This window comes from Vibrio sinaloensis (genome assembly GCF_000808535.1).
Classification (GTDB): Bacteria; Pseudomonadota; Gammaproteobacteria; order Enterobacterales; family Vibrionaceae; genus Vibrio; species Vibrio sinaloensis_D.
Genome location: NZ_JWLV01000013.1, coordinates 47,642 through 70,413 on the forward strand (window position 1 = coordinate 47,642; position 22,772 = coordinate 70,413).

Genomic DNA, 22,772 nt, shown 5'->3' on the forward strand with positions numbered 1-22,772 from the left:
AACATGTCTCTATGTCCTTGTGGCAGCATGCAAGAGTACGCGCAATGCTGTGAGCCTATTCACCTTGACCCAAGCCTTGCACAACAGCCTGAACAACTGATGCGCTCAAGGTACTCTGCTCACGTGAAACAATTGGTCGACTTCGTGGTTGACACCTACCACCCTAGCTGCAATGCGCAATCCCAGCGAGATGAAATAGCAGAATCGGTATACGGGGACTGGCGAGGTTTGGAAGTCATATCAACCGAGCTAGGTCACAACGAGGATGAAGGCTTTGTCACTTTCAAAGCACGGTTTTATCAGGATGGTCATGAATACTGCATGGAAGAGCGTTCACGCTTCCTGCGAGAAAATGGCCAGTGGTATTACATCGATGGCACCTTCCCAGAAGAGGAAAAAGACGAGCGTCTCTCTCAGACAGTGTCTAGCCTTAAAGTCGGCCGCAATGACCCATGTCTCTGTGGTAGCGGGAAAAAATTTAAAAAGTGCTGCGGTTAATAATTTAAAAGGCAGGAACCTTCCTGCCTTTTTACACTACTGTTTATTGGGATTAACTCGCACAATGTCTTGTTGCTCGGGTTGAAACTGCTTTTTCAATTCTGATTTTGATTTAAAGCTAATTTCCCCACCTTGAGCCACTGTCATATGCTGAGCGTCACTATTGTGCTTTGACTGATACATCATCACTGCCTGCATGCATGAATCTCGTTGCTCTTGGGTTAATACCGTACCTTCAGGCCACTTTCCTGTTTCAACAGCAAAAAGTAGACGCTCATAAGCCTCAGGTGTGATGGCATCAATTAACTGCTTTGCGTCCATGGTGTATCCTTAATATAAATCGAACAGCAGTGAACATAGCGAGCTACACTCCTGAGTCAAGGAAAGAACAACAAATAAGTCTAACGGATCACAAGCGACCAAACTATGAAAAAACGATATGCTCTTACACTCAGCCTTTTAACCCTTCCCTTGGTTGGCTGTTTTGAAGGCCGACAAAATACAGAACAACTTTGTGAGAGCAACCCAGGGCTAAAATGCGAACGCTTAAACATGGACGATGGCCAATGCCGATTACCAAGAACTGATTTGATTTGGCATCGATTCGAAGTACTTAAGAATCCAACACCAGTAAACAAAATAAAAGAGTATGAACTGGTTGCGGAGTATAAAAAATGCTTAGAGCTCGCTTCTCAGATTCAAGCTATCGACCAAACAGAACTCAAACAAAGACGATTCCAAGCCCTAGTGAACGCGGGCAGCGATCTAGAGACTATCGCTGACGACCTATCAAAGTCCTCATCGCCAGATGCGCTCTACTTTTTATGGAGCCGGATAGGCAGTGACCAAGCAAAACGCGCGTTTTTGCAACTAGAAGGCAGCCCTCAACTCGATACCGCAGAGATGCAATATGCACTCGCGACCTTCTACACGAGCCGTGATCTATTCAAAACACGTCAATTGCTGCTGCGAGCGCTCGAATTGACTAATCGAACTAATATCAACAATGAGGTGTTCAAATCATTGGCAAGTATTACCTACCGAATGAACCAACGGGAAGAAGCTTATATTTGGGCGATGGTTGCCAGTGATTTTGGTGTTCCTATCGCAACAGAACAAGAACTGCAGCTTTTGTATGGTTTTGAGAGCGGTAAATACAAACAGTTGGAACAGATTGCAGAGCAACTTAAGGAATCGATAGAACAAGGCACCTTTAAAAAAGAGCAGGTGCCTAGATTCCAACAAGACAGTTGAAAGGATAAAACAAACGGCGGTGATTAAATCACCGCTTTTTTATGAATTGTTGAAAATTAACGACACTGAGTTTACACAGAATCGCTCACCGGTTGTCTTCGGTCCATCGGGAAAAACGTGACCTAAGTGGCTATCGCATGCTGCGCAGCGTATCTCTGTTCTCACCATTCCGTGACTTAAGTCTTCTAAATAGCGAATAGCACTATCATTTATAGGGGCATCAAAACTTGGCCACCCACAACCTGAGTCATATTTGTTATCTGACTGGAACAGAGGGGCTTGGCAACACGTACATGAATAGACACCTGTCTGTTTATTGTGGAGCAGTTTCCCAGAGAACGGCGCCTCTGTCCCCTGCTCTCTACACACACGAAATTGCTCTTCTGTTAAAGCCTCACGCCAGTATTCATCAGGCTTAACGACTTTTTCTACCTTATGTTTCACTGGATTAGATCTCCATGTTCTCATTTTTAGTTATGACTTTTTTCGCGAAAAACTTGCGAATAAACACTTTTGTAGCACATACTTTGACACCATAACAGGATGATTAAACTTTCAGCAGCGCTGTAAACATCTGAACTATTTTACGTCAACTGGTTAGGGAAAAAACCAGTAATCCGTTCAAAACATAACCATTTGCGACTAATTGTGAAAAAAAGCGACGCTTTTTTTTGACTTTAAACAAGTTAAGTCCGATTATCTGTTGCAGATTTTGACTGGATTCTGTAATTTTACTACCAGTTATCTTTAATCAGAAATTAAGTTGTGGAGCAACTATAATGACTATCAAAGTAGGTATTAACGGTTTTGGCCGTATCGGTCGTTTCGTATTCCGTGCAGCGCAAGAGCGCGCAGACATCGAAGTAGTAGGTATTAACGATCTTATCGATGTAGATTACATGGCATACATGCTTAAGTACGACTCAACTCACGGCCGTTTCAACGGTACTGTTGAAGTTGAAGGCGGTAACCTAATCGTTAACGGTAAAACTGTACGCGTTACAGCTGAGCGCAACCCAGAAGACCTAAAATGGGACGAAATCGGTGTTGACGTTGTAGCTGAAGCAACTGGTCTTTTCCTAACTGACGAGACTGCACGTAAGCACATCACAGCTGGCGCTAAGAAAGTTGTTCTAACTGGTCCTTCTAAAGACGCGACTCCAATGTTCGTAATGGGTGTTAACCACTCTACTTACGAAGGTCAAGACATCGTTTCTAACGCTTCTTGTACTACTAACTGTCTAGCACCTGTTGCTAAAGTTCTTAACGACAAGTTCGGTATCGTTTCTGGTCTTATGACTACAGTTCACGCTACTACAGCTACTCAAAAAACTGTAGACGGTCCTTCTGCTAAAGACTGGCGCGGTGGTCGTGGTGCTTCTCAGAACATCATCCCATCTTCAACTGGTGCTGCTAAAGCTGTAGGCGTTGTTCTTCCAGAACTAAACGGCAAACTAACTGGTATGGCTTTCCGCGTACCAACAGCTAACGTTTCTGTAGTTGACCTAACAGTTAACCTAGAGAAAGGCGCATCTTACGAAGCTATCTGTGCAGCAATGAAAGAAGCTTCTGAAGGCGAACTAAAAGGCGTTCTAGGCTACACTGAAGACCAAGTTGTTTCTCAAGACTTCATCGGTGAAGTTCAAACTTCAGTATTCGATGCTAAAGCTGGTATCGCTCTAACTGACAACTTCGTTAAAGTTGTATCTTGGTACGACAACGAAATCGGTTACTCAAACAAAGTTCTAGACCTAATCGCTCACATCTCTAAGTAATTATTACTTTAAGATAAGCGTTTAGCGCAGAATCTTGTAAAAGGCGGCTCTCGAGTCGCCTTTTTTGTATCTGGAATTTGAGAGCATGCTTTCAAGCTAAGCTCTCCCTGCGATAGGAAACATACATGGATTTGAAAACTCTCCCTGCCCTTACTGTACTATCGGACAACGTCACGATCGTTGAAGTTGACCAAGTTAAAGTTGTTCGCGTCATCCATGAAAAAGCAACAGCTGGTATCGCTTTACACGGCGGGCATGTCATTTCATTTAAGCCTGAAGGTCAAGAAGATCTGATTTGGATGAGCGAACAAGCAATCTTTGATGGAAAGGCGGCTCTTCGAGGTGGTATTCCTGTCTGCTGGCCTTGGTTTGGACGCATTGCAGCACCCGCTCACGGCTTTGCACGCAACAGCGAGTGGACGTTGCTTGAACACCGAGAAAATGAACACGGTGTGATTATTGAACTCGGTTTGATGACATCAGAATCCACTTTCTCTGTTTGGCCGCACCAGTTCCAAGCTCACTTATTGGTTGAAATCAGTGATGAGTTAAAAGTAACTCTAGATGTCATTAACACCGACGAGCAACCCTGGACATTCTCTGGCGCACTTCATACCTACCTAAACGTTGCTGACATTGAAACAACTAAAACCACAGGTATGGGCGCAGAGTACATCGATAGCCTTCTCGACAATAAAGTTTGCCAAGGCGGTGACGAACTAGTCCTGACTGATACCATCGACCGCGTATACACCAAGCCTGAATCGGTAATCAATGTTGCTGATGGTACCCGTACAATCAGCGTTGAAAACCAAGGTCATAACTCTGCTGTACTTTGGAATCCATGGGCGGCAGGCGCAGAAAGCATGGGTGACATGCAAGACGATGGCTATAAAACCTTCCTATGTGTGGAATCGACTCTGCATGCTCCAAGTCTCGAGCAAGGTAAGACTTTACAGCCTGGTGAGCGTCATCAACTAATCACCAAAATCTCAGCATAATCTTTTCCTTGATTGGCAGGTCGAACAACCTGCCTTTCTTTTCCACCAAGCTCATTCTCAAGACGTAACAATATACGCCTATCTTTTTTTCGCGTTCCTCTTTATATTCTTGTCATTATACTTTGCCTCAATATAGGTTACCTGTTCCGTATATCCAGGTGCCACTTTTCTTATATTCGGACGGATTCGAATGAATGTATAAGCCACGTAAGCTCTATAGCTGGATTGCCCTTTTATCATTAGGGTTGGTCCTTGTATTGATTATTACCGCTTTTGCCACAGAGCGATATTGGGTACAGCGTTTGAACCAACAGGTTTCAATGGAAGCTATCAATGTTGGGCAATACTTCAACACTCAACTCGAGCGTTATGAGCACATTCCTGATCTGTTGACTAGCCACTACAGAATCCGGCAAGCCCTACAGCAGGACACCGCTGCTTTGGCGCTGAGCAAAGTGTTAAGCGACATACAGAAAACCAGCGGCGCGAGCGATGTTTATGTGCTCAATGCCGCTGGCGATGTGATTGCCTCAAGTAACTACAACTCAAACGACAGCTATATTGGTTCCAACTACGCTTTTCGCCCCTACTTCTATCGAGCGATGCAAGGAAAACGTTGGGTCGACTACGCTCTTGGGCTTCGTTCTGGAGAGCGAGGTATATTCTTCTCGGCTCCGATTTACAGCGAGGAGGAAATCATCGGAGCGATTGCGGTCAAAGTCGATATCGACAAGTTTGAGCAAGATACTGAATGGCTTGCTGGTGAAACCAGTACCAAGTTTATGGTGTTCGGCCGAGATGAAGTCGTGTTTATCTCTAACCACCCCTACTGGCGGTTAAAACAACTTAGGGAGAGCGAAGATTATTCTTGGAAAGACATTCAAGCGACCTATCGATACCTTGACCTCAAGCAGCAACGAATCCCAAATTCCCAAGAATCCACCGCCTACCTTGATGGTAACATATGGTGGCTTGAGCACTCACCAAACACTCAATCCCGGTACGTATTTGGCGAAACACAGCTAGATTTACTCGACTTCACGTTAGTGGTGTTGAGACCGATAAGCCAAACTCATCAAAAAGTACAAGTCGCTTTGATACTCGCCACACTCAGCTATTTCACAGTGATAGGAGTCGGCATTTTCGTTTTTCGCCGATTGGCGGGCTACAGACAACTTATTTATACCCGCAACTCATTGGAGAAAGAGGTCACTCAACGCACCCACCAGCTAGAACAAGCCCATCATGCACTGGTTCAATCAACCAAACTGGCGACCATTGGCCAACTATCGGCGAGTATTAACCACGAAATCAATCAACCTCTTAGCGCGATGAGCACCTACTTAGTTAGCACCAAACGGATGCTAAGCAAGGGTATGGTCGAACCAGCCTGTGAAAATATCGCCAAGCTTGAATCTCTAATTACACGAGTTCACCGCATCGTCTCCCAGCTCAAGCAATTTAGTCGTGCCAGTGAACATCAGCTAGGCTGGTGCTCACTACAAACCTGTATCAACAATGCCCTTATCGTTGTAGGCCCCAAGATTAACAATCAGAACGTTACGGCTGACATCGAACCCGTTAGCTATGAGGTTTGGGGTGAGACGCTCAAATTCGAGCAGGTGTTAGTCAACCTTTTCTCTAATGCCGTAGAAGCCATGGCTGAAAGCGATGAAAAAAGTATTACTCTTCGAGCCCAAGAAAATGGGGAGTGGGTAGACATAACCCTCTCGGATACTGGAACAGGTATCGATCTACAAACCATCGAGTCTATTTTCGAACCTTTTTTTACCACCAAATCCGACATTGGCCTGGGGTTAGGCTTAGCGATATCAAAGAACATTATCGAGTCATTTGGTGGCGTTCTCACCGCTCAAAACAACGCCGACCATCAAGGGGCAACCTTCACATTGAGGTTAAAAAGAAAAACAGATGCCAACGACTAAACAAGCCCACATCATCATTATTGACGATGAGCAAATCATTCGTGATTCTCTATCTCAACTTCTCAGCATTGAAGGCTACCTGACTCAAGCTTATGAGCGCGGTGAAGATGCGTTGAAAGCCATCAACAAAGATTTTGATGGTATCGTCATTACCGATCTCAACATGGCTCAACTGCATGGCTTAGACGTTCTAAAGCAGATTCAAACCATCGACGCCGATATTCCGGTGATAATGCTGACTGGCTATGCCGACGTGCAAATCGCAGTTACAGCACTTAGAGAAGGTGCTTACGATTTTTTCGAAAAACCAATCAATGAAACCTTGCTCGACAGCGTGAGCAGAGCGGTAGAAAAAAGGCAACTGGTGTTAGAGAACCGCCATTTAAAAAACTACCTAAAGAGCGCAAAAACGGGACCACAAATTCTCGGTGACACGCCCGAAATGCAAAAGATGATGCAACTTCTCAATACGGTCGTCGACACCCCGACTGATGTATTAATTCAAGGGGAAACTGGCGCAGGCAAAGAGATGGTCGCGCGTTATCTCCATGAGCATAGCGAGCAGCGCTGCAAAGCAAACTTTGTTGCCATCAACTGTGGAGCCGTGCCCGAGCACTTAATAGAGAGCGAGCTCTTTGGCAGCCGCAAAGGTGCCTACACAGGCGCGGATGCTAATCGCATTGGCAAACTTGAATTTGCCCAAGGAGGCACCGTTTTTCTCGATGAAATCGAAAGCATGCCACTGGCTATGCAAGTTAAGATCCTGCGGGTCATCGAAGAGCGCAAAGTGACCCCCGTAGGCAGCAACAAAGCGATCAATCTTGATATTCGATTTGTCGCCGCTACCAAGGTCGATTTATTAGCGATGGCAGGCGAAGGACTCTTTCGCTCGGATCTCTACTATCGCTTGAATCTCGTTACCATTCATATCCCGCCTCTCAGGGCACGCAAAGCAGACATTCCACTCTTGTTTAGGCATTTTAGCTCGATAGCCGCCGGAAGATTTCATAAACCATTAAGATCATTGAAAAGTGAAGAGCTTGAACAACTCATGCGCTACGACTGGCCCGGTAATGTACGCGAGTTAAGGAACATTGCAGAGAGGCATGTTTTACTCGGTCTACCACTGGAGCTAAGCCAAACCAGCGCGTTAGAAATGCCAGCGGATGATCTGTCGCTTGCAGAGAAGGTCGCCTTTTATGAATGCGCACTGATTGAGGAAGCCTTGAGTCAAACCTCAGGGTCAGTCAAAGAGGCGCTCTCGTTGCTAAAACTGCCACGGAAAACCTTCTACGATAAAGTGTCCAAATACGGTATAGAACGCAATAAGTTCATCACACCTTGAGTGTGGAAAAGGTGATAAATACACTTTTATATTTGTGTGAAAATCCGCACAAAGAATCGAAATCGACAAACCAAATGACACACAAGTACATGTTTTAATTAAAATAAATATTATTTTCACAATCTGGCAACACTCTTGCACTACAGGAGGTCTGCTCGGAAGCAGCAGCCTATTTAAAACCTCTCACCAAGTGCAATATTGGTGTTATTAAAGGATGAAAGAATGAGTGAAAATAATAAAAAAACACCATGGTTCATGTTATGCCTCGGACCTTTGGTTATGCTCGCGACCCTAGTGATGGAACCGCCTGTAGCAGGGCTAAGTGTCGATGCTTGGCGCACTGCAGGTTTAGCATTTTGGATGGCGAGTTGGTGGATCTCGGAAGCGGTCCCCATTCCCGCCGCCTCACTACTCCCTCTGGTTGTGGTCCCTATAGCTGGCATCGCCAGTATCAAACAGGTCGCCGCGCCTTATGCTCACCCGCTAATTTTCCTATTTTTGGGCGGATTTCTCATTTCTATCGCCATGGAGCGTTGGAACCTACACCGTCGAATAGCCCTCAAAACCATGCTCTACGCAGGCAGCAAACCCAGCATTCAGGTATTGGGGATTATGTTGGTCACGGCGTTTCTATCAATGTGGATGTCGAATACTGCAACCGCAGTGATGATGCTCCCTATCGCCCTGTCGGTGATTAAGATCGTTACCGACCGCGACCCGAACAACAATCAGTTCGGCAAAGCGATGCTCCTCGCGATTGCTTACGGCGCTAGCATCGGTGGTATTGCCACCCTCATTGGTACGCCACCAAACGCGTTGATGGCGGCTTACTTATCCGATAGCTACAACATTGAGATTGGTTTTGGCCAATGGATGATGCTTGGCCTGCCTCTTTCTATAGTGCTGCTGGTATTCACTTGGCTGTGGTTGACCAAATTTAGCTACAAAGTCGATCAAACTGGCGAGGTAAGCTCTAAGTCCGTGTTTAAGGACCAACTCGACAAGCTAGGCGCAATGTCAGCGGGCGAGAAGAAAGTATTGTTCATCTTTGCATTCGCTGCACTCGGTTGGATTTTCCGTCCTTACATCGCGAAGGCAACGGGAATTGGTCTATCAGACACGGGAGTGGCAATGATGGCAGCGATCTTACTGTTCGCCCTTCCGGTCAAATCGGGCAGCAACCAACGTGTACTCGATTGGGAGTCGGCGAAAAGTGTGCCTTGGGGTATCTTAATTCTATTTGGTGGCGGTCTAGCTTTGGCAGCCAAAATTAAGTCATCTGGACTTGCTGAGTACATTGCTCTGCAAATTCAAGGCGCAGATACCATTTCACTGGTAATGGGCATATTGATTGTCACGGCTCTGATCACTTTCCTAACCGAAATCACCAGCAACACAGCAACTGCAGCAGGGTTTCTACCACTCCTTGGTCCTGTCGCGGAGTCGATTACTGGCACCCCGATGGTGTGGGTCATTCCGGCTGCGATCGCCGCAAGTTGCGCCTTCATGATGCCAGTCGCGACACCACCAAATGCGATTGTTTTTGGTTCGGGTCAATTGAAAATGGGCGACATGATTCGTGCAGGCTTCTTGCTCAATATCGTCGCCATCGCGCTGATCACTATTGCAAGTATCACGCTACTCCCACTGATATTTAACCTATAACAGCGAAATTGTCCCACTCAAGGTGCCTAGCGTTTCAGTTAGGCACCTTCCTAGCTCAAAGATGTAACCAACTATGACTGACAAACGCCCTCTCTACATTCCATTTTCTGGGCCCGCTCTGCTTGAAACCCCACTTCTCAACAAGGGCAGTGCTTTCACACGAAAAGAGCGCCAAGAGTTCAACTTGGTAGGACTCCTACCCCATACGGTAGAAACCATAGAATCTCAATCGGAACGTGCCTACCAGCAACTATGCTCGTTTCAATCCGCACTAGAGAAACACATTTATCTGCGCAACATTCAAGACACTAATGAAACCCTCTTCCACCACTTGATCAACCGACATCTCGAAGAGATCATGCCACTCATCTACACCCCGACCGTCGGAGAAGCGTGTGAGCAATTCTCAAAAATCTATCGCCGCAAGCGTGGCTTACTGCTCTCCTATCCCGAGCAGCACTTAATTGATGACATGCTCCAAAACGCGACCAAACGAAACATCAAAGTGATAGTTGTGACCGATGGTGAAAGGATTCTTGGATTAGGAGACCAAGGCATTGGTGGCATGGGTATCCCTATTGGCAAATTGGCGCTGTATACCTCATGCGGTGGGATCAGCCCAGCTCACTGCTTACCGATCGTTCTTGATGTGGGTACCAATAATCGCGAACTGCTTTCCGACCCTATGTATATGGGGTGGCGTCATCCACGAATTTCAGCAGACCAATACCAAGAGTTCGTCGACACATTTATCCAAGCAGTGAAACGACGCTGGCCAAATGTGCTGCTGCAATTCGAAGACTTCGCCCAGTCAAACGCCACTCCTCTTCTGGAGCGATATCGAGATCAACTTTGTTGCTTCAATGATGACATCCAAGGTACCGCCGCCGTCGTGGTTGGCACCCTGCTGGCCGCATGTCGGCGTAAAAATGAGAGGCTTTCTGATCAACGCATTGTCTTTGTCGGTGCTGGTTCCGCTGGATGCGGCATTGCCAAGCAAATCATCCGTCAAATGATGGCTGAAGGTGTCACTGAGCAAGTCGCGACAAAAAACCTCTTTATGATTGATCGTGAAGGACTCCTTACCGAAGACACTCGTCACTTGGCTGAATTTCAAACCACGTTAGTACAGAAAAAAGCCGACTTATCAACATGGTCAAATCAACAAGCGTTGACCTTACACAATGTCATCGAGCAAAGTAGTGCAAGCATACTCATTGGCGTCAGCGGACAACCTGGACTGTTTGATCAAACCACCATAGAACTGCTTTGCAATAACGCACACCAACCGATTGTGTTACCCCTTTCTAACCCCACATCACGGGTTGAAGGTACACCAGACAACATTCTGAACTGGAGTAAAGGCAAAGCAATCGTGGCAACGGGCAGCCCTTTTGAACCTGTTGAGTATTACGATGAACATGGTCATCGACAAACAAGAGTGATTTCCCAATGTAACAACAGTTATATTTTTCCGGGAGTAGGACTTGGCGTTGTGGCTGTAAGTGCAACGCGCATCAGTGATTCGATGCTAATGGCAGCAAGCCGAGCTTTGGCAGAGTGCGCTGGACATAGCGAAAGCAACCAAGGTGAAATACTTCCTCCACTGGACGAAATACAAGCGATAAGTAAGCACATTGCCTTCGCAGTTGGAAAACAAGCCATTGAGGAAGGGTTGGCGCTTCCCCTTTCAGAGGCTGCACTGAACAACGCGATTGAAACTACCTTCTGGCAACCTCAATACCGCCATTATCGACGCACATCGTTCTAACCCATACAGCAGGAGCAACCATGGCTCCTGCTCGCTTAACGGCTAAGTTTTATTATCAGGAGGTTACGTTGTAGAGACCTGATGGATTCCTTGTCAATTCAAGGACAATCCACTGAGCAGTGGACGCAACAAATACACAAGGCAAAATTTCCACCCTCATGCAATAAAGCACTTCCTCTTCGGGTCTACTCCTAGCTAGCCGTTGGCTAACGCCCTACTTTTGACAAATTACTTAATAAATATCAATTAAGTCATTTATATAAGTCGATAGCATACATTCCATAATAACCAATCAATTATAAATACTAGGAACGACACGACATGTTGCAAAAATATAGAAATCAAAGCGTCGGTTTCCAACTCAAGTTGGTGATCACCTTGTGTCTGGCGGTCGCATTTTCAAGCATATCGGTACTGGTTTACCGCAATGCGTCTGATGTATTACTTGAAAGTACCCTTAAAGAGCATCAGTCCAAGGTTGAGGCTATGGCCAAAACCATCGCAGGACAATTCAATGCGTATCTGCATACAGCGAAAGTTCTGGAATCGACTTTTCGCAATGGTTACCTTGCCGGCGTTTTTATCGAAGATTACACCGTTGATTTCCAAGGCCATCAGGTTGCAAATATTACCCAATACAGTGAAAGTTTAATCAATGATACCAATATCGTGGATAGTTTCACTCGAGATACGGGCGCAATTGCCACCATCTTCGCGCCTCTGGGCAATGATTTTATTCGCGTTTCCACATCCCTTAAAGACCCACAAGGTAATCGGGCTGTAGGTACGACACTTGGCCAAGACCACCCTGGTTATCGACAGCTTATGAATGGTCAGCCGTACTACGCTCAGATAAAACTGTATGGTCAACGCTTCATTACTTATTACGCGCCACTTAAAGACGTGCATGGCAAGGTGAACGGGATTACCTTTATCGGACTCCCCGTAGAGCGCGCTACTCAGAATTTGTTTTCCTCTTTGGAAGACGTCAAATGGGGTGACACCGGATACACCATTATTCTAGACAATGCGAAAGACAACTTAGGGCGCTACCTACTGCACCCGAAGAACAAAGAAACCGATCCACCGATTCAAAACACTCAGGACTACAATGGCAATAAGCCCTTCGACAAAATATTTGAACAGACAAGTGGACTGATCCGTTACCCTTATGAAAGCAATGGAAACGTTGGTGAGAAATACCTTGTTTATATTGAGGTGCCAGGGTGGGATTGGAAACTGCTAGGCGGTACTTTTATTAGCGAAGTGACAAAAGGCAGCCGCACATTACTGAACATTATCGTCATTATTTCTCTGATCGTTGCTGTTGGCACATTTGCTATTCTTACCCTCGTGCTCAACAAGACACTCAAACCACTGACCATCCTCAATGGTTATATGAGTCGACTTGCTAAAGGTGAAGTCAGTATCTCCATCCCGAAAACAGGCAGCGAATCACGCAATGAGATCAACAACTTGAATCTTGGTGTAGCAAACATGGCCAGTCAGCTAGACAATCTAGTCGGCCAAATTCGCTCAACCAGCGATCAAGTAGAGCAAAACTCCACCAGCGTGGTAAGCGATGCACAGCGCAATCTCGACCAATCCGACTTACAGCAAGAACAAGTAGAGCAAGTCGTTACCGCCATCGAAGAAATGGCTGCGTCAGCTCAATCTGTCGCCCAACAAGTGGAAAGCATTGCTGAAAACGTTCGCTCAGCCAATACCGATAGCCAATCAGGTTTAGAAGTCGTTGAGGGAGTGTGCATAGACGTCGCTCAATTGAATGATCAACTCGATCAATCGGCTGCGGCTATTGAACAAGTCAATGTTGATAGCGAAAGCATTCAGACCGTCACCAAAATGATTGATGAAATCGCTGAGCAGACAAATTTGTTAGCACTTAACGCCGCGATTGAAGCGGCAAGAGCTGGAGAACAAGGCCGAGGTTTTGCGGTAGTCGCGGATGAAGTGCGCACTCTTGCACATCGAACTCAAACCTCAGTGCAAGACGTTGTCTCCATTATCGAGAAATTAAGAGGGTCAACCAGTAATGCGGTCAATATGATGGCGCAAAGCCAACAAAATGCGAATAAAGTTTTGGATAAAGCCCAAGAAGCAGGCAATGCACTGGAAGCCATCGCGAGCCAAGTCGAAGCAATTGCAACCCAAGCAGATGCGATTGCGGCGACATCCGAAGAGCAAGCACAAGTCTCTCAAGAGATTGCGACCAGTGCGCATTCGATCAATGAACTTAACCGCCAAAGCCGAGACACCAGTGCGAAAACGTCAGAGAGTGCTGCAGAGCTTCAAAAGCAAGCGCAAGACTTGAAGCAGCAAGTTGACTTCTTCCACTAACCTCATCAAGAGCCGAAGTCATTCGGCTCTTTTTCCTTCGCCTCAGTTGCCTCTTTTTGTTAAAATCTCGCTCCCACATCTGTATTGAGCATGATATGAACTACCAGTGCCCTCTATGCCATCAAGCACTTTCCTTTTCACAGCGTAGCTTTCGTTGCGTCAACAATCACGCCTTTGACTTAGCCAAAGAAGGTTACGTCAATTTGATGCCAGTACAGCATAAGCGCTCTAAAGATCCCGGCGACAACAAAGAGATGATGCAAGCGCGCCGACGCTTTTTGGAAAAGGACTACTATCAGCCGATGAAGCAAAAGGTCGCTGAGCTTTGTGCTGAATTTATAGAAAGTGATGCGCCAAGCCTGTTGGACATCGGCTGCGGTGAAGGCTATTACACTACCGAAATGGCTACGCGCTTAACTGCAAAATACCCCGATGCACAAACCTATGGCCTAGATATCTCGAAAGTGGCCATCCGTTATGCAGCAAAACGCTACACAAACTGTGCGTTCAGTGTCGCCTCGAGCCATCGTCTGCCTTTTTCCGACAACAGCTTAGATGCCGTTGTACGAATATATGCACCTTGCAACGCTGAAGAATTAGCGAGAGTAGTAACCGATCAGGGCGTTGTAATCACCGTGACACCAGCAGCGCGTCACCTCTACCAATTGCGCGAAGCGATCTACTCAGATGTGCGACTTCATAGTGAAGCCCCTGAAGAAATTTTAGGTTTCACCTTAGAGAGAGAAGAAAAGCTCAGCTACGTGATGCCACTTGCTCAAGGTGATGCTTACGATCTGCTACAGATGACGCCGTTCGCATGGAAAGCCTCAGACACACTAAGAGAACAACTTCAATCGGCTACACTGTACGAATGTGAGGCGGATTTCATGTTGCGCGTTTATCGCAAACAGAGTTAATGGATAATAATTCTCATTATTATTGAAACATCAATAAGCCTCCAGTAGTATGCACGCACTAATTTCTGGAGGCTTTTTAATGCGTACTCTATTCGCGACTTCGCTTATTACTCTTTTCCTAACAGCCTGCTCAACCACGCCAGAGCAGCGTCCGACTACCTTCTATGATTACAGCTTGCTCTCTCCTGACGCTCAACCGGTCTCGTTGACTCAACTGCCAAAAACACTGGCCAACGCTGATGTCATCTTAGTCGGTGAATGGCACACTCATGCAGGTGTTCATCGCTTTCAAACCGACCTATTGAGACAATTGGTGCAAGAGCAGAAAACCATTGCCCTTTCTATGGAGCAATTCTCACGCGACAAACAAAATGTGCTGGATGAGTACCTCGCGGGGACCATTGGTGAGCAAGTCCTAATCAATAACGGCAACGCTTGGCCAAACTACGAGAGTGACTATCGCCCATTGGTTGAGTTTGCCAAAACAAGCGGCCTTGACGTCATTGCCGCCAACGCACCTAAGCCTATTGTGCGCTGCATCGGACGCCAAGGTGTCGATTACCTCGATAAACTGACGAGCAAAGAGCGCTCATTCCTCGCCAGCGACATCGATACCTCAAACTCGCCATACAAAGAGAAGTTCATGGCTTCAATGCACCATGGCAAACCAGAACAAACAGAGAAACAATTTGCCGCTCAAGTCACATGGGATGAAACCATGGCAGAAAGCATTGTCTCTTATTTAGCGCAGCATCCTGGCACTCAGGTCGTTCATATCGCAGGCAAGTTCCACACTGAGCTTGGTCTAGGAACCAAAGCATCCATTTTAAAGCGTAACCCTGATCTAAATGTTGTGGTGATTACGCCGGTGGCAAGCACCGACACTGACAGTGGCGACGACTACCGCTTGTTGGTGAGCGCGCCTCCGGTTCGTTATGTACAAATGGAAAACCGCATGAAAGCCTACCAAAAATTGAAGGGACGCAACGACAATCTGACTTGTCGCTAAAGCCTTATGGCGGGCTATTTCACCGTGTGGCCCGTCAACATTTCTTCCAGTCTCCTCTTTCCGCCAAACAGGCATACTTTATGCTTGTGTGAATTTCATACAAATTACGCATATTTTGCACAAGTTTTTCACAGGACGGCCGATACATTGGCTAAGGACAGTATAAGGAGTTCACTATGACGCCAGTAGGAATGGAGCCAGCAAAGCTAGCGACTACCCAGCAGATTAAGCCTCAGACACGTCCGATGGATAACGCACAACCTACGACACCACTGAAAGTCGAGCAAAACAAAGTTACCCTGTCAGAAGAAGGCAAAGCGCTCTTGGCGGCTCTACAGGAAATAGACAAAGAGTCTAACGTAGACAAAAGCGAGAAGACGGTTGGCGATAAAGTCGAGTCTTTTGCACACGGCGCGCTCGGGATGGATCACCCCGATAAGATAAAAGAGGAAGACGATAGTTCATACACGGCAGGGCAATTCCTTTCCGCAGCGGCAACTGTAGGCGGAATTCTACTCGCTGTTTTGTAACCCTGTATACGCTGTAACCGATTAGAATTATTGCTCTTATCGACAAACGATGACGTTTGTTGAGGAGCCATGCCGCATTCCATAATCAACCAGTTTTTGTTTATGGAAAAAGATCGTGAAAAACGCATTTTCGCTTATAGATAAGCCCACCTTTTTTGGTGCGATAGGCCTTCTGCTTGCCGTTGTATTCCCTCTCATTTTGTTCCCGCAGCAAGGGGCCGATTGGATAGCTGTCGCCAAAACCTTCATGACCGACAAACTCGGTTTCTTGTACCTTGCACTTGGTATTACTGCCTTCTTCTTCATGATTTATGTCGTATTTAGCGACATGGGCCAAATCAAACTTGGCGACCCTGATGAAAAGCCCGAGTTCGCGACCTCTTCTTGGGCAGCCATGCTGTTTTGTGGCGGTATCGGCGCAAGTATCCTCTACTGGGGCTGTATCGAGTGGGCCTATTACTACCAAAACCCACCGTTTCAACTAGACCCTGGCAGCGAAGAGGCGGTTCGCTGGGCCGCGACATACGGTATCTTCCACTGGGGGCCAATCGCTTGGTCTATTTACCTTATCCCTGCCCTGCCAATTGCTTACTTCTTCTATGTCCGAAAACAGCCGGTACTCAAAGTGTCTAGCGCACTCATGCCTGTGATTGGCGAAGAGCGCACCCAAGGCACCGCGGGCAAAGTGGTGGATGTTCTGTTTATTTTTGGTCTTCTTGGCGGCGCTGCTACCACGCTTGGCTTGGCTGCCCCGCTCATTGGTGAAGGGCTCTATTTCTTGTTCGGGATAGAGCAAAGCACGCTTAGCCAAATTGCTATTCTGCTAGTTTGTACGGCAATCTTCGCTTACTCATCGTATGCGGGGATGGAAAAAGGCATCAAAATCCTCAGCAACATCAACTTCTGGGGTGCAATGGGCCTACTCGCCTTTGTCCTAGCCGTCGGTCCTACCATTTTCATGCTGGAAACCGGTCTAGACTCGATTGGCCGCATGTTGTCGAACTTTTTCGTCATGGCGACTTGGGCAGAGCCTTTCGGGGGATATGGCAGTTTTGATGACACACATTTCCCTCAGGATTGGACGATATTCTACTGGGCATGGTGGCTAGTCTTTGCACCGAGCATGGGCCTGTTTGTCGCTCGCATTTCACGAGGCCGCACAATCAAACAGATGGTGTCGGGCTCTATCTTCTTTGGCTCATTGGGCTGTTTTTTGTTCTTCATGGTACTTGGCAACTACGGTTTGTCACTTCAGCTATCAGGAGAGCTCGATGTGGTTAGCATCCTCAATACACAAGGGGCAACCAAAGCCATTTTCTCGATGCTGGATGCGCTACCAATGGGCACCTTGGTGATTGCGGTGTTCACCCTACTCTGCGTCATTTTCACTGCCACCACATTCGACTCCATCTCTTACATTTTGGCGTCTGTGGTCCAAAACAACGTCACCGAGGAGCCGATGCGCTGGAACCGTATGTTCTGGGCGTTTGCTCTTTCGTTCTTGCCGACGGTTTTAATGTTCCTAGGTGGTTTAAGCACACTGCAAACCGCCGCCATTGTTGGTGGTCTACCACTGCTTGGCATCTCGGTGATGCTGATGATTTCAGCCGTTCGTGCCACCTCGTTGGACTTGCGCCATCAAGAGGATTACGTTGAACCGACCATCAATATCGAAGAGCTGCCTGAAATGGACCCTTGGTCTTTGGAAGGCATGGCACTGGCACGTTTTGAGCGAAGCCGTGACGCAGCCCAAGAAGCGGCGGAACAAGAACGTCAAGCATTGGCAAACGTGATGAAAGTGAAAAAGCGCATCCGTGCGTTTGCTCTTGAACATGATGGAGAAGAGGCATTTTCAGATCATCATCTGCCGCAAGAGCTGCAAGACGAACTTCAGTCTGCGCTTGATGCCGTCGCAAAAGCGCAAGATGCCAAAGAAGCAGCATCGGAACAAGCGCAAACGGCACGAAGCGAGTTCAATCAAGTGGTTCTCAACGCCGCTAACTAGTTTTCTTTAGCCTTCCTTAACTCAAGCCTACTGAACGTAGGCTTTTTTCATTCTTTTCAATCAAAATCGAATAAATACTCAGTTTTATATTTATGACATAAATACGAAACACAGTTGACACAAACCAGTGCTTTAATCAGCTCGCTTATCAAATAAGGACAATTCAATGAAGCACTTAATCAAACCTGTTATTGCCGCAGTGGCAACGTCTACGCTCTCGTTCAACGCACTTTCAGCGGAAATCAAAAACGTGATTTTGATGATTGGTGATGGAATGGGCCCCCAGCAAGTTGGCCTGCTTGAGACCTATGCCAATCAAGCGCCGAACTCCATCTATAACGGTAAAAAAACCGCGCTGTACAAACTGGCTCAAGAGGGTGTGATTGGTTCATCCCTCACCCATCCTGAAGACGCGATCGTCGTCGACTCTGCCTGTTCAGCCACCATGCTTGCAACGGGTCAATACACCGCCTCGGAAGTGATTGGCGTTGACTCTCAGGGCAACCACATTGAAACCGTTTTGGAAAAAGCGAAAAAAGCAGGTAAAGCGACTGGCCTGGTTTCGGATACTCGTTTAACCCACGCCACACCAGCCGCTTTTGCTGCACATCAACCTCACCGCTCACTGGAAAACGAAATTGCGTCAGATATGCTGGCGACAGGTGTGGATGTCATGCTATCTGGCGGCTTACGCCATTGGATCCCGAAATCCACCAATGACAAAGGGGAAACATACAAAGCGCTTCAAACTCTGACGCAAGGTGACGTTTACCTCAAATCAAAACGTAAAGATGAACGCAACCTGCTTACCGAAGCTCAGCAAGACGGATACCAGCTGGCTTTCAACCGCTCAATGCTCAATGATGCGAACGGTGACAAATTGCTAGGCTTGTTCTCCTACTCAGGAATGGATGACGGCATCGCATACAGCAACAAAAAAGCGGATACAAAACGCACTCAGCCAAGCCTGAAAGAGATGACTGAGAAAGCGATCGATGTTCTATCGAAAGACAAAGACGGCTTTTTCTTAATGGTAGAAGGTGGTCAAATCGACTGGGCGGGTCATAGCAATGACGCAGGCACCATGCTGCATGAAATGATCAAGTTTGATGAAGCGGTTGAATCGGTATACCAATGGGCCAAAGATCGTGACGATACCATCGTAATTGTCACTGCGGATCATGAAACCGGATCGTTTGGTTTCAGTTACTCGTCTCAAAACTTGCCGAAGCCTCAAAAGCGTTCTGGAGAAGCCTTTGCTAAGCGAGACTACGCACCGAACTTCAACTTTGGCTCATTTGATATCCTAGACGGATTATACAACCAAAAACAAAGCTACTACGGCATGATCAGCCAATTCCAAAAGCTGGACAAATCACAGCAAACCCCGCAGAAACTGGCTGAGATTGTGAACCAAAACAGCGCGTTCCCGATTACCGCAAAACAAGCGGAAAACGTCCTGGCGAGCAAGCCAAACCCTTACCGTCTTGCGCAACACAAGTACTTAGCGGAAGAGAATGTCCCTGCGATCAACGACTTTGACGCCTTCTTCCCATACAACGACCGTGGCAACCTGTTAGCAAGAGAGCAAGCTACTGGGCAAAATATTGTTTGGGGAACAGGAACACACACTCACACTCCGGTAAACGTTTTTGCATGGGGACCCGCTGAAAAGATCCTGCCTGTTTCCAAAATCATGCACCACTCAGAACTGGGTGAGTTCATTAAACAGCAGGTTAACTAAGCTGATTATCACCAACTTGCACTACTCAGCGCCCTTCGGGGCGTTTTTTTGTTTGCGGCGCAGTGATTGACTCTCAGCGAGGGAGAGATAAGAATAGACCCAGCAATAACTAAGGTCTTCGAACATGTGTGAAATATTCTCCCAACAGCCACAAGAAAACTACCAAACGGTCGCTCGCTCCATTCGCATTGATGGCCACGCCACCAGCATTAAACTTGAGGCCAGCTTTTGGCAAATCCTCGAAGAGATCGCTGCAAAGCAAGAGATGTCACTCCCTCGCTTTATTAGCTCTATTCACAACGAAGCCTTGCAGCACAACGGTGAGATTAGCAACTTCACTTCGCTACTTCGCTGCGCGTGCCTCATTTACCTGCGCCAACCAAATAATGTAATGGAAGAGGTAAAACAGCAACTGCATGAGTTCGCGTAAAAATGGCCGTGTCGTACTCTAGTACTACCTAATCTGTTTTCGCTGCCCGTATTCTACCCAAATCAGAAGTAAGAGGCAGTTATGACAAAACTCATTCACTCCATGGTCAGGGTTAGCGACCTTGCCCGCTCAATCGTTTTTTATCGCCAAGCCTTAGAGCTTGAAATCAAAGACCAGTTTATGTTCGATGACTTTAGCTTAACCTACTTGGCAAATGCGGAAACCGGGTTCGAGCTAGAGCTGACGCACAACCACGGCCAAGAAGAACCCTACAGTCATGGCACTGGATATGGGCATTTAGCGGTAAGTGTCGAAGATATTGAGCAAGCACACAAACGCATTAAAGCTCTGGGCATTGACGCATCGGATGTCAAAGCGCTCGATCACAATGGCACTCACCTTGCGACCTTCTTTTTCATCACCGATCCAGACGGATACAAAATCGAGTTTTTGCAGCGCCAAGGGCGTTATCTTTAAAGAGTATGACTATGATCCATTTAACCGCGACTTTTGACGCCAAAGATGGCGCCGAGCAAGATTTACAGACGCTATTAACAGCGCTAATTGAACCCACTCGTAATGAGCCAGGCTGTGTGTCTTACCGTTTATTTAAAGATACAAACGTAGCAGGCCGTTTTGTTTTTCAAGAACAATTCGCCGACCAAGAAGCTTTCGACTTTCATAGCCAGCAACCCTATTTGCAAAACTTACTCGGCCAGCTTGATGGCGTCTTGAAAGGTGAACCCGTCATTACTTTCTTCGAAGAAATCGAATAACAAAGAGCGCCCTAAGTGGCGCTCTTATTGTTTATCCCTCTTGCTCTTTCACCATATGCAAATGAACATCTTGCTGTGGGAACGGAATGGAAATTCCTTCTTGGTCAAAGCGCAGTTTCACTTCCTTAGTGACGTCCCAATAGACATCCCAGTAATCGTCCGTTTTTACCCAAGGGCGGACAATAAAATCGACGGATGAAGTATTCAAGGTGTGCACTTTAATGTTCGGCTCAGGTGAACGTAAGACCAATGGGTGCGAGGTGACGATATCAGTCAATACTTGTTCTGCTTTGAGCAAGTCATCACTGTAACCGATCCCAAATACCATATCGACGCGACGAACACGCTCATGAGTCACGTTCTTAATCACATCCCCCCAAATTTTGCTGTTAGGAATGATGATGATTTGGTTGTCGAACGTTTTAATCGTCGTATTGACCAAACTCATATGGCTCACCTTACCATCCACACCACCCGCAAACACGAAATCGCCAACATCAAATGGGCGATAAATCAGCAGCATCATGCCCGCCGCAAAATTGGATAGCGTATCTTGTAATGCAAAACCGATAATTACCCCAGCAATACCAAAACCGGTTAACACTGGCGCAAGGTTCAAGCCGACTTGTGACAGCGAAACCAGAATACCAATCACCCATACGATGTTACCCGACATGTTAATAAAGAACTCTTGCATCAACTGAGAGAGTTTTAAATTCTTCGAGATCACCGTTTTACTCACGACTTTGCGAGTCAATTTCGCCACCATGCTGGTCGCTAAAATCAGTAGTGCAAACACAAACAGTTGGAACAGGTGCTGAGGCGCGTTGTTGGCAATCCAATCCCAAATATTGGTCGACCAATTAGACAGAATCGACAACAAGACTTGCCCGTCGAGTAAATCCTGGGTAATGCTGCCCGTCACCTCAAAGATCAATCGCTTGTACTCAGACGTATCGATATTCAACTGATCAGCGATCGAGATAAGCGAGTTTAAGCTGTCGACCGCGATGTTCATGCGTTGCTTAATCACCAACTGAGTCAATTGAAGCGACGACTTTTCAGATTCAGGGCTCACCGTTAACTGCTTGCCAACGACACTCACCTGCTGATTGAAGTACTCGACAGACGCAGATATCAAGCGTAAGCGTTTACTCACTAACTCACTAAACGTCTGTTCAGCGAGCGTTTCATCAACACCCAACTGCTTCAACCACTGAATATTCTGCCAGTTGGCTTCAATGATGGTATCGAGATAATGCTGCAACTCTTGGTAGTCATTGAGTAACGTCAGCCGTTCTTCTTCTTTGGCTGTGTTGATTTTTTCTGATAGCGTTTTGATTTTCTCTTCCAAAAAAACTGATGCATTTTGGGAATACTTTTGCTGCATCTCAACTTGTCTAACGAGCTCATTCTTCGGAATCGAGTCTCGATTGATGGCCGCAGATAAAGCGCTTCTTAAATCCTCATTTTTCTGGAAAAGCTTAAGCTGCAACGCGTCTTTTTCTTCGCCACTGGCATTCATTAGCGCATCGGAGAGATCTTTTAAGTCCGAGTTGATGGTTTCGATGTTCAACTGAGCTTCAGACTTAACCGGCTCTGTCACTTCTTGCGCAGCAAACGCCGAGAAACTCAGCATGGCCGCCAGTAGCACAAACACAATACCTTTTGGTAACCCTAAACAACGGTGAGAAAGCAATCGCATGACAACCTCAAACAATAAGTCTTTGTTTCTTTTGTAGATAGCA

At 46.6% G+C, this 22,772-nt stretch carries 20 protein-coding genes; 17 read left to right on the forward strand and 3 right to left on the reverse strand.

The window, feature by feature from the left end:
* Positions 1-3: 3 nt before the first annotated feature.
* A complete protein-coding gene (locus tag RJ47_RS10345) occupies positions 4-498 on the forward strand; it encodes a YchJ family protein (RefSeq protein WP_039483674.1) in 495 nt (164 codons plus the stop codon).
* Between the two features lie 36 nt (positions 499-534).
* Here RJ47_RS10345 and RJ47_RS10350 read toward each other — a convergent pair whose 3' ends face one another.
* Entirely contained in the window at positions 535-819 is a 285-nt protein-coding gene (locus RJ47_RS10350) for a YeaC family protein (protein WP_038138929.1), read from the reverse strand.
* 105 nt (positions 820-924) lie between these two features.
* On the opposite strand from RJ47_RS10350, the gene RJ47_RS10355 reads away from it, so the two are divergent.
* The gene (locus RJ47_RS10355) at positions 925-1,752 is read left to right on the forward strand and encodes a DUF2989 domain-containing protein (protein WP_038212910.1); all 828 of its coding nucleotides are present in this window, start codon (positions 925-927) and stop codon (positions 1,750-1,752) included.
* Positions 1,753-1,791: 39 nt separating this feature from the next.
* On the opposite strand, the gene msrB is transcribed toward RJ47_RS10355, so the two are convergent.
* Entirely contained in the window at positions 1,792-2,196 is a 405-nt protein-coding gene (gene msrB, locus RJ47_RS20830) for a peptide-methionine (R)-S-oxide reductase MsrB (RefSeq protein ID WP_038192921.1), read from the reverse strand.
* Positions 2,197-2,531: 335 nt separating this feature from the next.
* On the opposite strand from msrB, the gene gap reads away from it, so the two are divergent.
* From gap to RJ47_RS10430, 15 genes are all read left to right on the forward strand, one after another.
* Positions 2,532-3,527, forward strand: coding sequence for a type I glyceraldehyde-3-phosphate dehydrogenase (gene gap / locus RJ47_RS10360; RefSeq protein ID WP_006878169.1), 996 nt, complete (start codon positions 2,532-2,534; stop codon positions 3,525-3,527).
* Positions 3,528-3,652: 125 nt separating this feature from the next.
* Positions 3,653-4,528 (forward strand): D-hexose-6-phosphate mutarotase, encoded by an 876-nt coding sequence (locus RJ47_RS10365; protein WP_039483675.1) that lies wholly within the window; start codon positions 3,653-3,655, stop codon positions 4,526-4,528.
* A 194-nt stretch (positions 4,529-4,722) separates the two neighbouring features.
* Positions 4,723-6,474: a sensor histidine kinase gene (locus RJ47_RS10370; RefSeq protein ID WP_039483677.1), complete on the forward strand. Its 1,752-nt coding sequence runs from the start codon at positions 4,723-4,725 to the stop codon at positions 6,472-6,474.
* Positions 6,461-7,819: a sigma-54-dependent transcriptional regulator gene (locus RJ47_RS10375; RefSeq protein WP_039483680.1), complete on the forward strand. Its 1,359-nt coding sequence runs from the start codon at positions 6,461-6,463 to the stop codon at positions 7,817-7,819. The genes RJ47_RS10370 and RJ47_RS10375 overlap by 14 nt, the downstream gene beginning before the upstream one ends.
* Positions 7,820-8,041: 222 nt before the next feature.
* A complete protein-coding gene (locus tag RJ47_RS10380) occupies positions 8,042-9,484 on the forward strand; it encodes an SLC13 family permease (protein WP_039483683.1) in 1,443 nt (480 codons plus the stop codon).
* Positions 9,485-9,557: 73 nt separating this feature from the next.
* Positions 9,558-11,255 (forward strand): NAD-dependent malic enzyme, encoded by a 1,698-nt coding sequence (locus RJ47_RS10385; RefSeq protein WP_039483684.1) that lies wholly within the window; start codon positions 9,558-9,560, stop codon positions 11,253-11,255.
* A gap of 321 nt (positions 11,256-11,576) precedes the next feature.
* The gene (locus RJ47_RS10390; protein WP_039483686.1) at positions 11,577-13,613 is read left to right on the forward strand and encodes a methyl-accepting chemotaxis protein; all 2,037 of its coding nucleotides are present in this window, start codon (positions 11,577-11,579) and stop codon (positions 13,611-13,613) included.
* A 95-nt stretch (positions 13,614-13,708) separates the two neighbouring features.
* The gene (rlmA, locus tag RJ47_RS10395; RefSeq protein ID WP_038138957.1) at positions 13,709-14,530 is read left to right on the forward strand and encodes a 23S rRNA (guanine(745)-N(1))-methyltransferase; all 822 of its coding nucleotides are present in this window, start codon (positions 13,709-13,711) and stop codon (positions 14,528-14,530) included.
* Between the two features lie 79 nt (positions 14,531-14,609).
* Positions 14,610-15,539: a ChaN family lipoprotein gene (locus RJ47_RS10400; protein ID WP_039483688.1), complete on the forward strand. Its 930-nt coding sequence runs from the start codon at positions 14,610-14,612 to the stop codon at positions 15,537-15,539.
* Positions 15,540-15,715: 176 nt separating this feature from the next.
* Positions 15,716-16,069 (forward strand): hypothetical protein, encoded by a 354-nt coding sequence (locus RJ47_RS10405; RefSeq protein WP_038138962.1) that lies wholly within the window; start codon positions 15,716-15,718, stop codon positions 16,067-16,069.
* Positions 16,070-16,184: 115 nt separating this feature from the next.
* Positions 16,185-18,074, forward strand: coding sequence for a BCCT family transporter (locus tag RJ47_RS10410; RefSeq protein ID WP_039483690.1), 1,890 nt, complete (start codon positions 16,185-16,187; stop codon positions 18,072-18,074).
* Positions 18,075-18,240: 166 nt separating this feature from the next.
* Entirely contained in the window at positions 18,241-19,818 is a 1,578-nt protein-coding gene (locus RJ47_RS10415) for an alkaline phosphatase (RefSeq protein WP_039483692.1), read from the forward strand.
* Between the two features lie 124 nt (positions 19,819-19,942).
* Positions 19,943-20,248 carry a ribbon-helix-helix domain-containing protein gene (locus RJ47_RS10420; RefSeq protein WP_005471854.1) on the forward strand — a complete coding sequence of 102 codons (306 nt, stop codon included), beginning with the start codon at positions 19,943-19,945 and terminating at the stop codon, positions 20,246-20,248.
* Positions 20,249-20,329: 81 nt separating this feature from the next.
* Positions 20,330-20,725 carry a VOC family protein gene (locus RJ47_RS10425; protein WP_039483694.1) on the forward strand — a complete coding sequence of 132 codons (396 nt, stop codon included), beginning with the start codon at positions 20,330-20,332 and terminating at the stop codon, positions 20,723-20,725.
* Positions 20,726-20,736: 11 nt separating this feature from the next.
* The gene (locus RJ47_RS10430) at positions 20,737-21,024 is read left to right on the forward strand and encodes a putative quinol monooxygenase (protein WP_039483696.1); all 288 of its coding nucleotides are present in this window, start codon (positions 20,737-20,739) and stop codon (positions 21,022-21,024) included.
* A gap of 31 nt (positions 21,025-21,055) precedes the next feature.
* Here RJ47_RS10430 and RJ47_RS10435 read toward each other — a convergent pair whose 3' ends face one another.
* A complete protein-coding gene (locus RJ47_RS10435) occupies positions 21,056-22,729 on the reverse strand; it encodes a mechanosensitive ion channel family protein (protein WP_039483699.1) in 1,674 nt (557 codons plus the stop codon).
* Between the last annotated feature and the right edge of the window lie 43 nt (positions 22,730-22,772).

Coding starts and splice junctions, on each gene's coding strand:
- RJ47_RS10345 (WP_039483674.1), top strand. CDS start 4: ATGTCTCTATGTCCTTGTGGCAGCATGCAAGAGTACGCGCAATGCTGT.
- RJ47_RS10350 (WP_038138929.1), bottom strand. CDS start 819: ATGGACGCAAAGCAGTTAATTGATGCCATCACACCTGAGGCTTATGAG.
- RJ47_RS10355 (WP_038212910.1), top strand. CDS start 925: ATGAAAAAACGATATGCTCTTACACTCAGCCTTTTAACCCTTCCCTTG.
- gap (WP_006878169.1), top strand. CDS start 2,532: ATGACTATCAAAGTAGGTATTAACGGTTTTGGCCGTATCGGTCGTTTC.
- RJ47_RS10365 (WP_039483675.1), top strand. CDS start 3,653: ATGGATTTGAAAACTCTCCCTGCCCTTACTGTACTATCGGACAACGTC.
- RJ47_RS10370 (WP_039483677.1), top strand. CDS start 4,723: ATGTATAAGCCACGTAAGCTCTATAGCTGGATTGCCCTTTTATCATTA.
- RJ47_RS10375 (WP_039483680.1), top strand. CDS start 6,461: ATGCCAACGACTAAACAAGCCCACATCATCATTATTGACGATGAGCAA.
- RJ47_RS10380 (WP_039483683.1), top strand. CDS start 8,042: ATGAGTGAAAATAATAAAAAAACACCATGGTTCATGTTATGCCTCGGA.
- RJ47_RS10385 (WP_039483684.1), top strand. CDS start 9,558: ATGACTGACAAACGCCCTCTCTACATTCCATTTTCTGGGCCCGCTCTG.
- RJ47_RS10390 (WP_039483686.1), top strand. CDS start 11,577: ATGTTGCAAAAATATAGAAATCAAAGCGTCGGTTTCCAACTCAAGTTG.
- rlmA (WP_038138957.1), top strand. CDS start 13,709: ATGAACTACCAGTGCCCTCTATGCCATCAAGCACTTTCCTTTTCACAG.
- RJ47_RS10400 (WP_039483688.1), top strand. CDS start 14,610: ATGCGTACTCTATTCGCGACTTCGCTTATTACTCTTTTCCTAACAGCC.
- RJ47_RS10405 (WP_038138962.1), top strand. CDS start 15,716: ATGACGCCAGTAGGAATGGAGCCAGCAAAGCTAGCGACTACCCAGCAG.
- RJ47_RS10415 (WP_039483692.1), top strand. CDS start 18,241: ATGAAGCACTTAATCAAACCTGTTATTGCCGCAGTGGCAACGTCTACG.
- RJ47_RS10420 (WP_005471854.1), top strand. CDS start 19,943: ATGTGTGAAATATTCTCCCAACAGCCACAAGAAAACTACCAAACGGTC.
- RJ47_RS10425 (WP_039483694.1), top strand. CDS start 20,330: ATGACAAAACTCATTCACTCCATGGTCAGGGTTAGCGACCTTGCCCGC.
- RJ47_RS10430 (WP_039483696.1), top strand. CDS start 20,737: ATGATCCATTTAACCGCGACTTTTGACGCCAAAGATGGCGCCGAGCAA.
- RJ47_RS10435 (WP_039483699.1), bottom strand. CDS start 22,729: ATGCGATTGCTTTCTCACCGTTGTTTAGGGTTACCAAAAGGTATTGTG.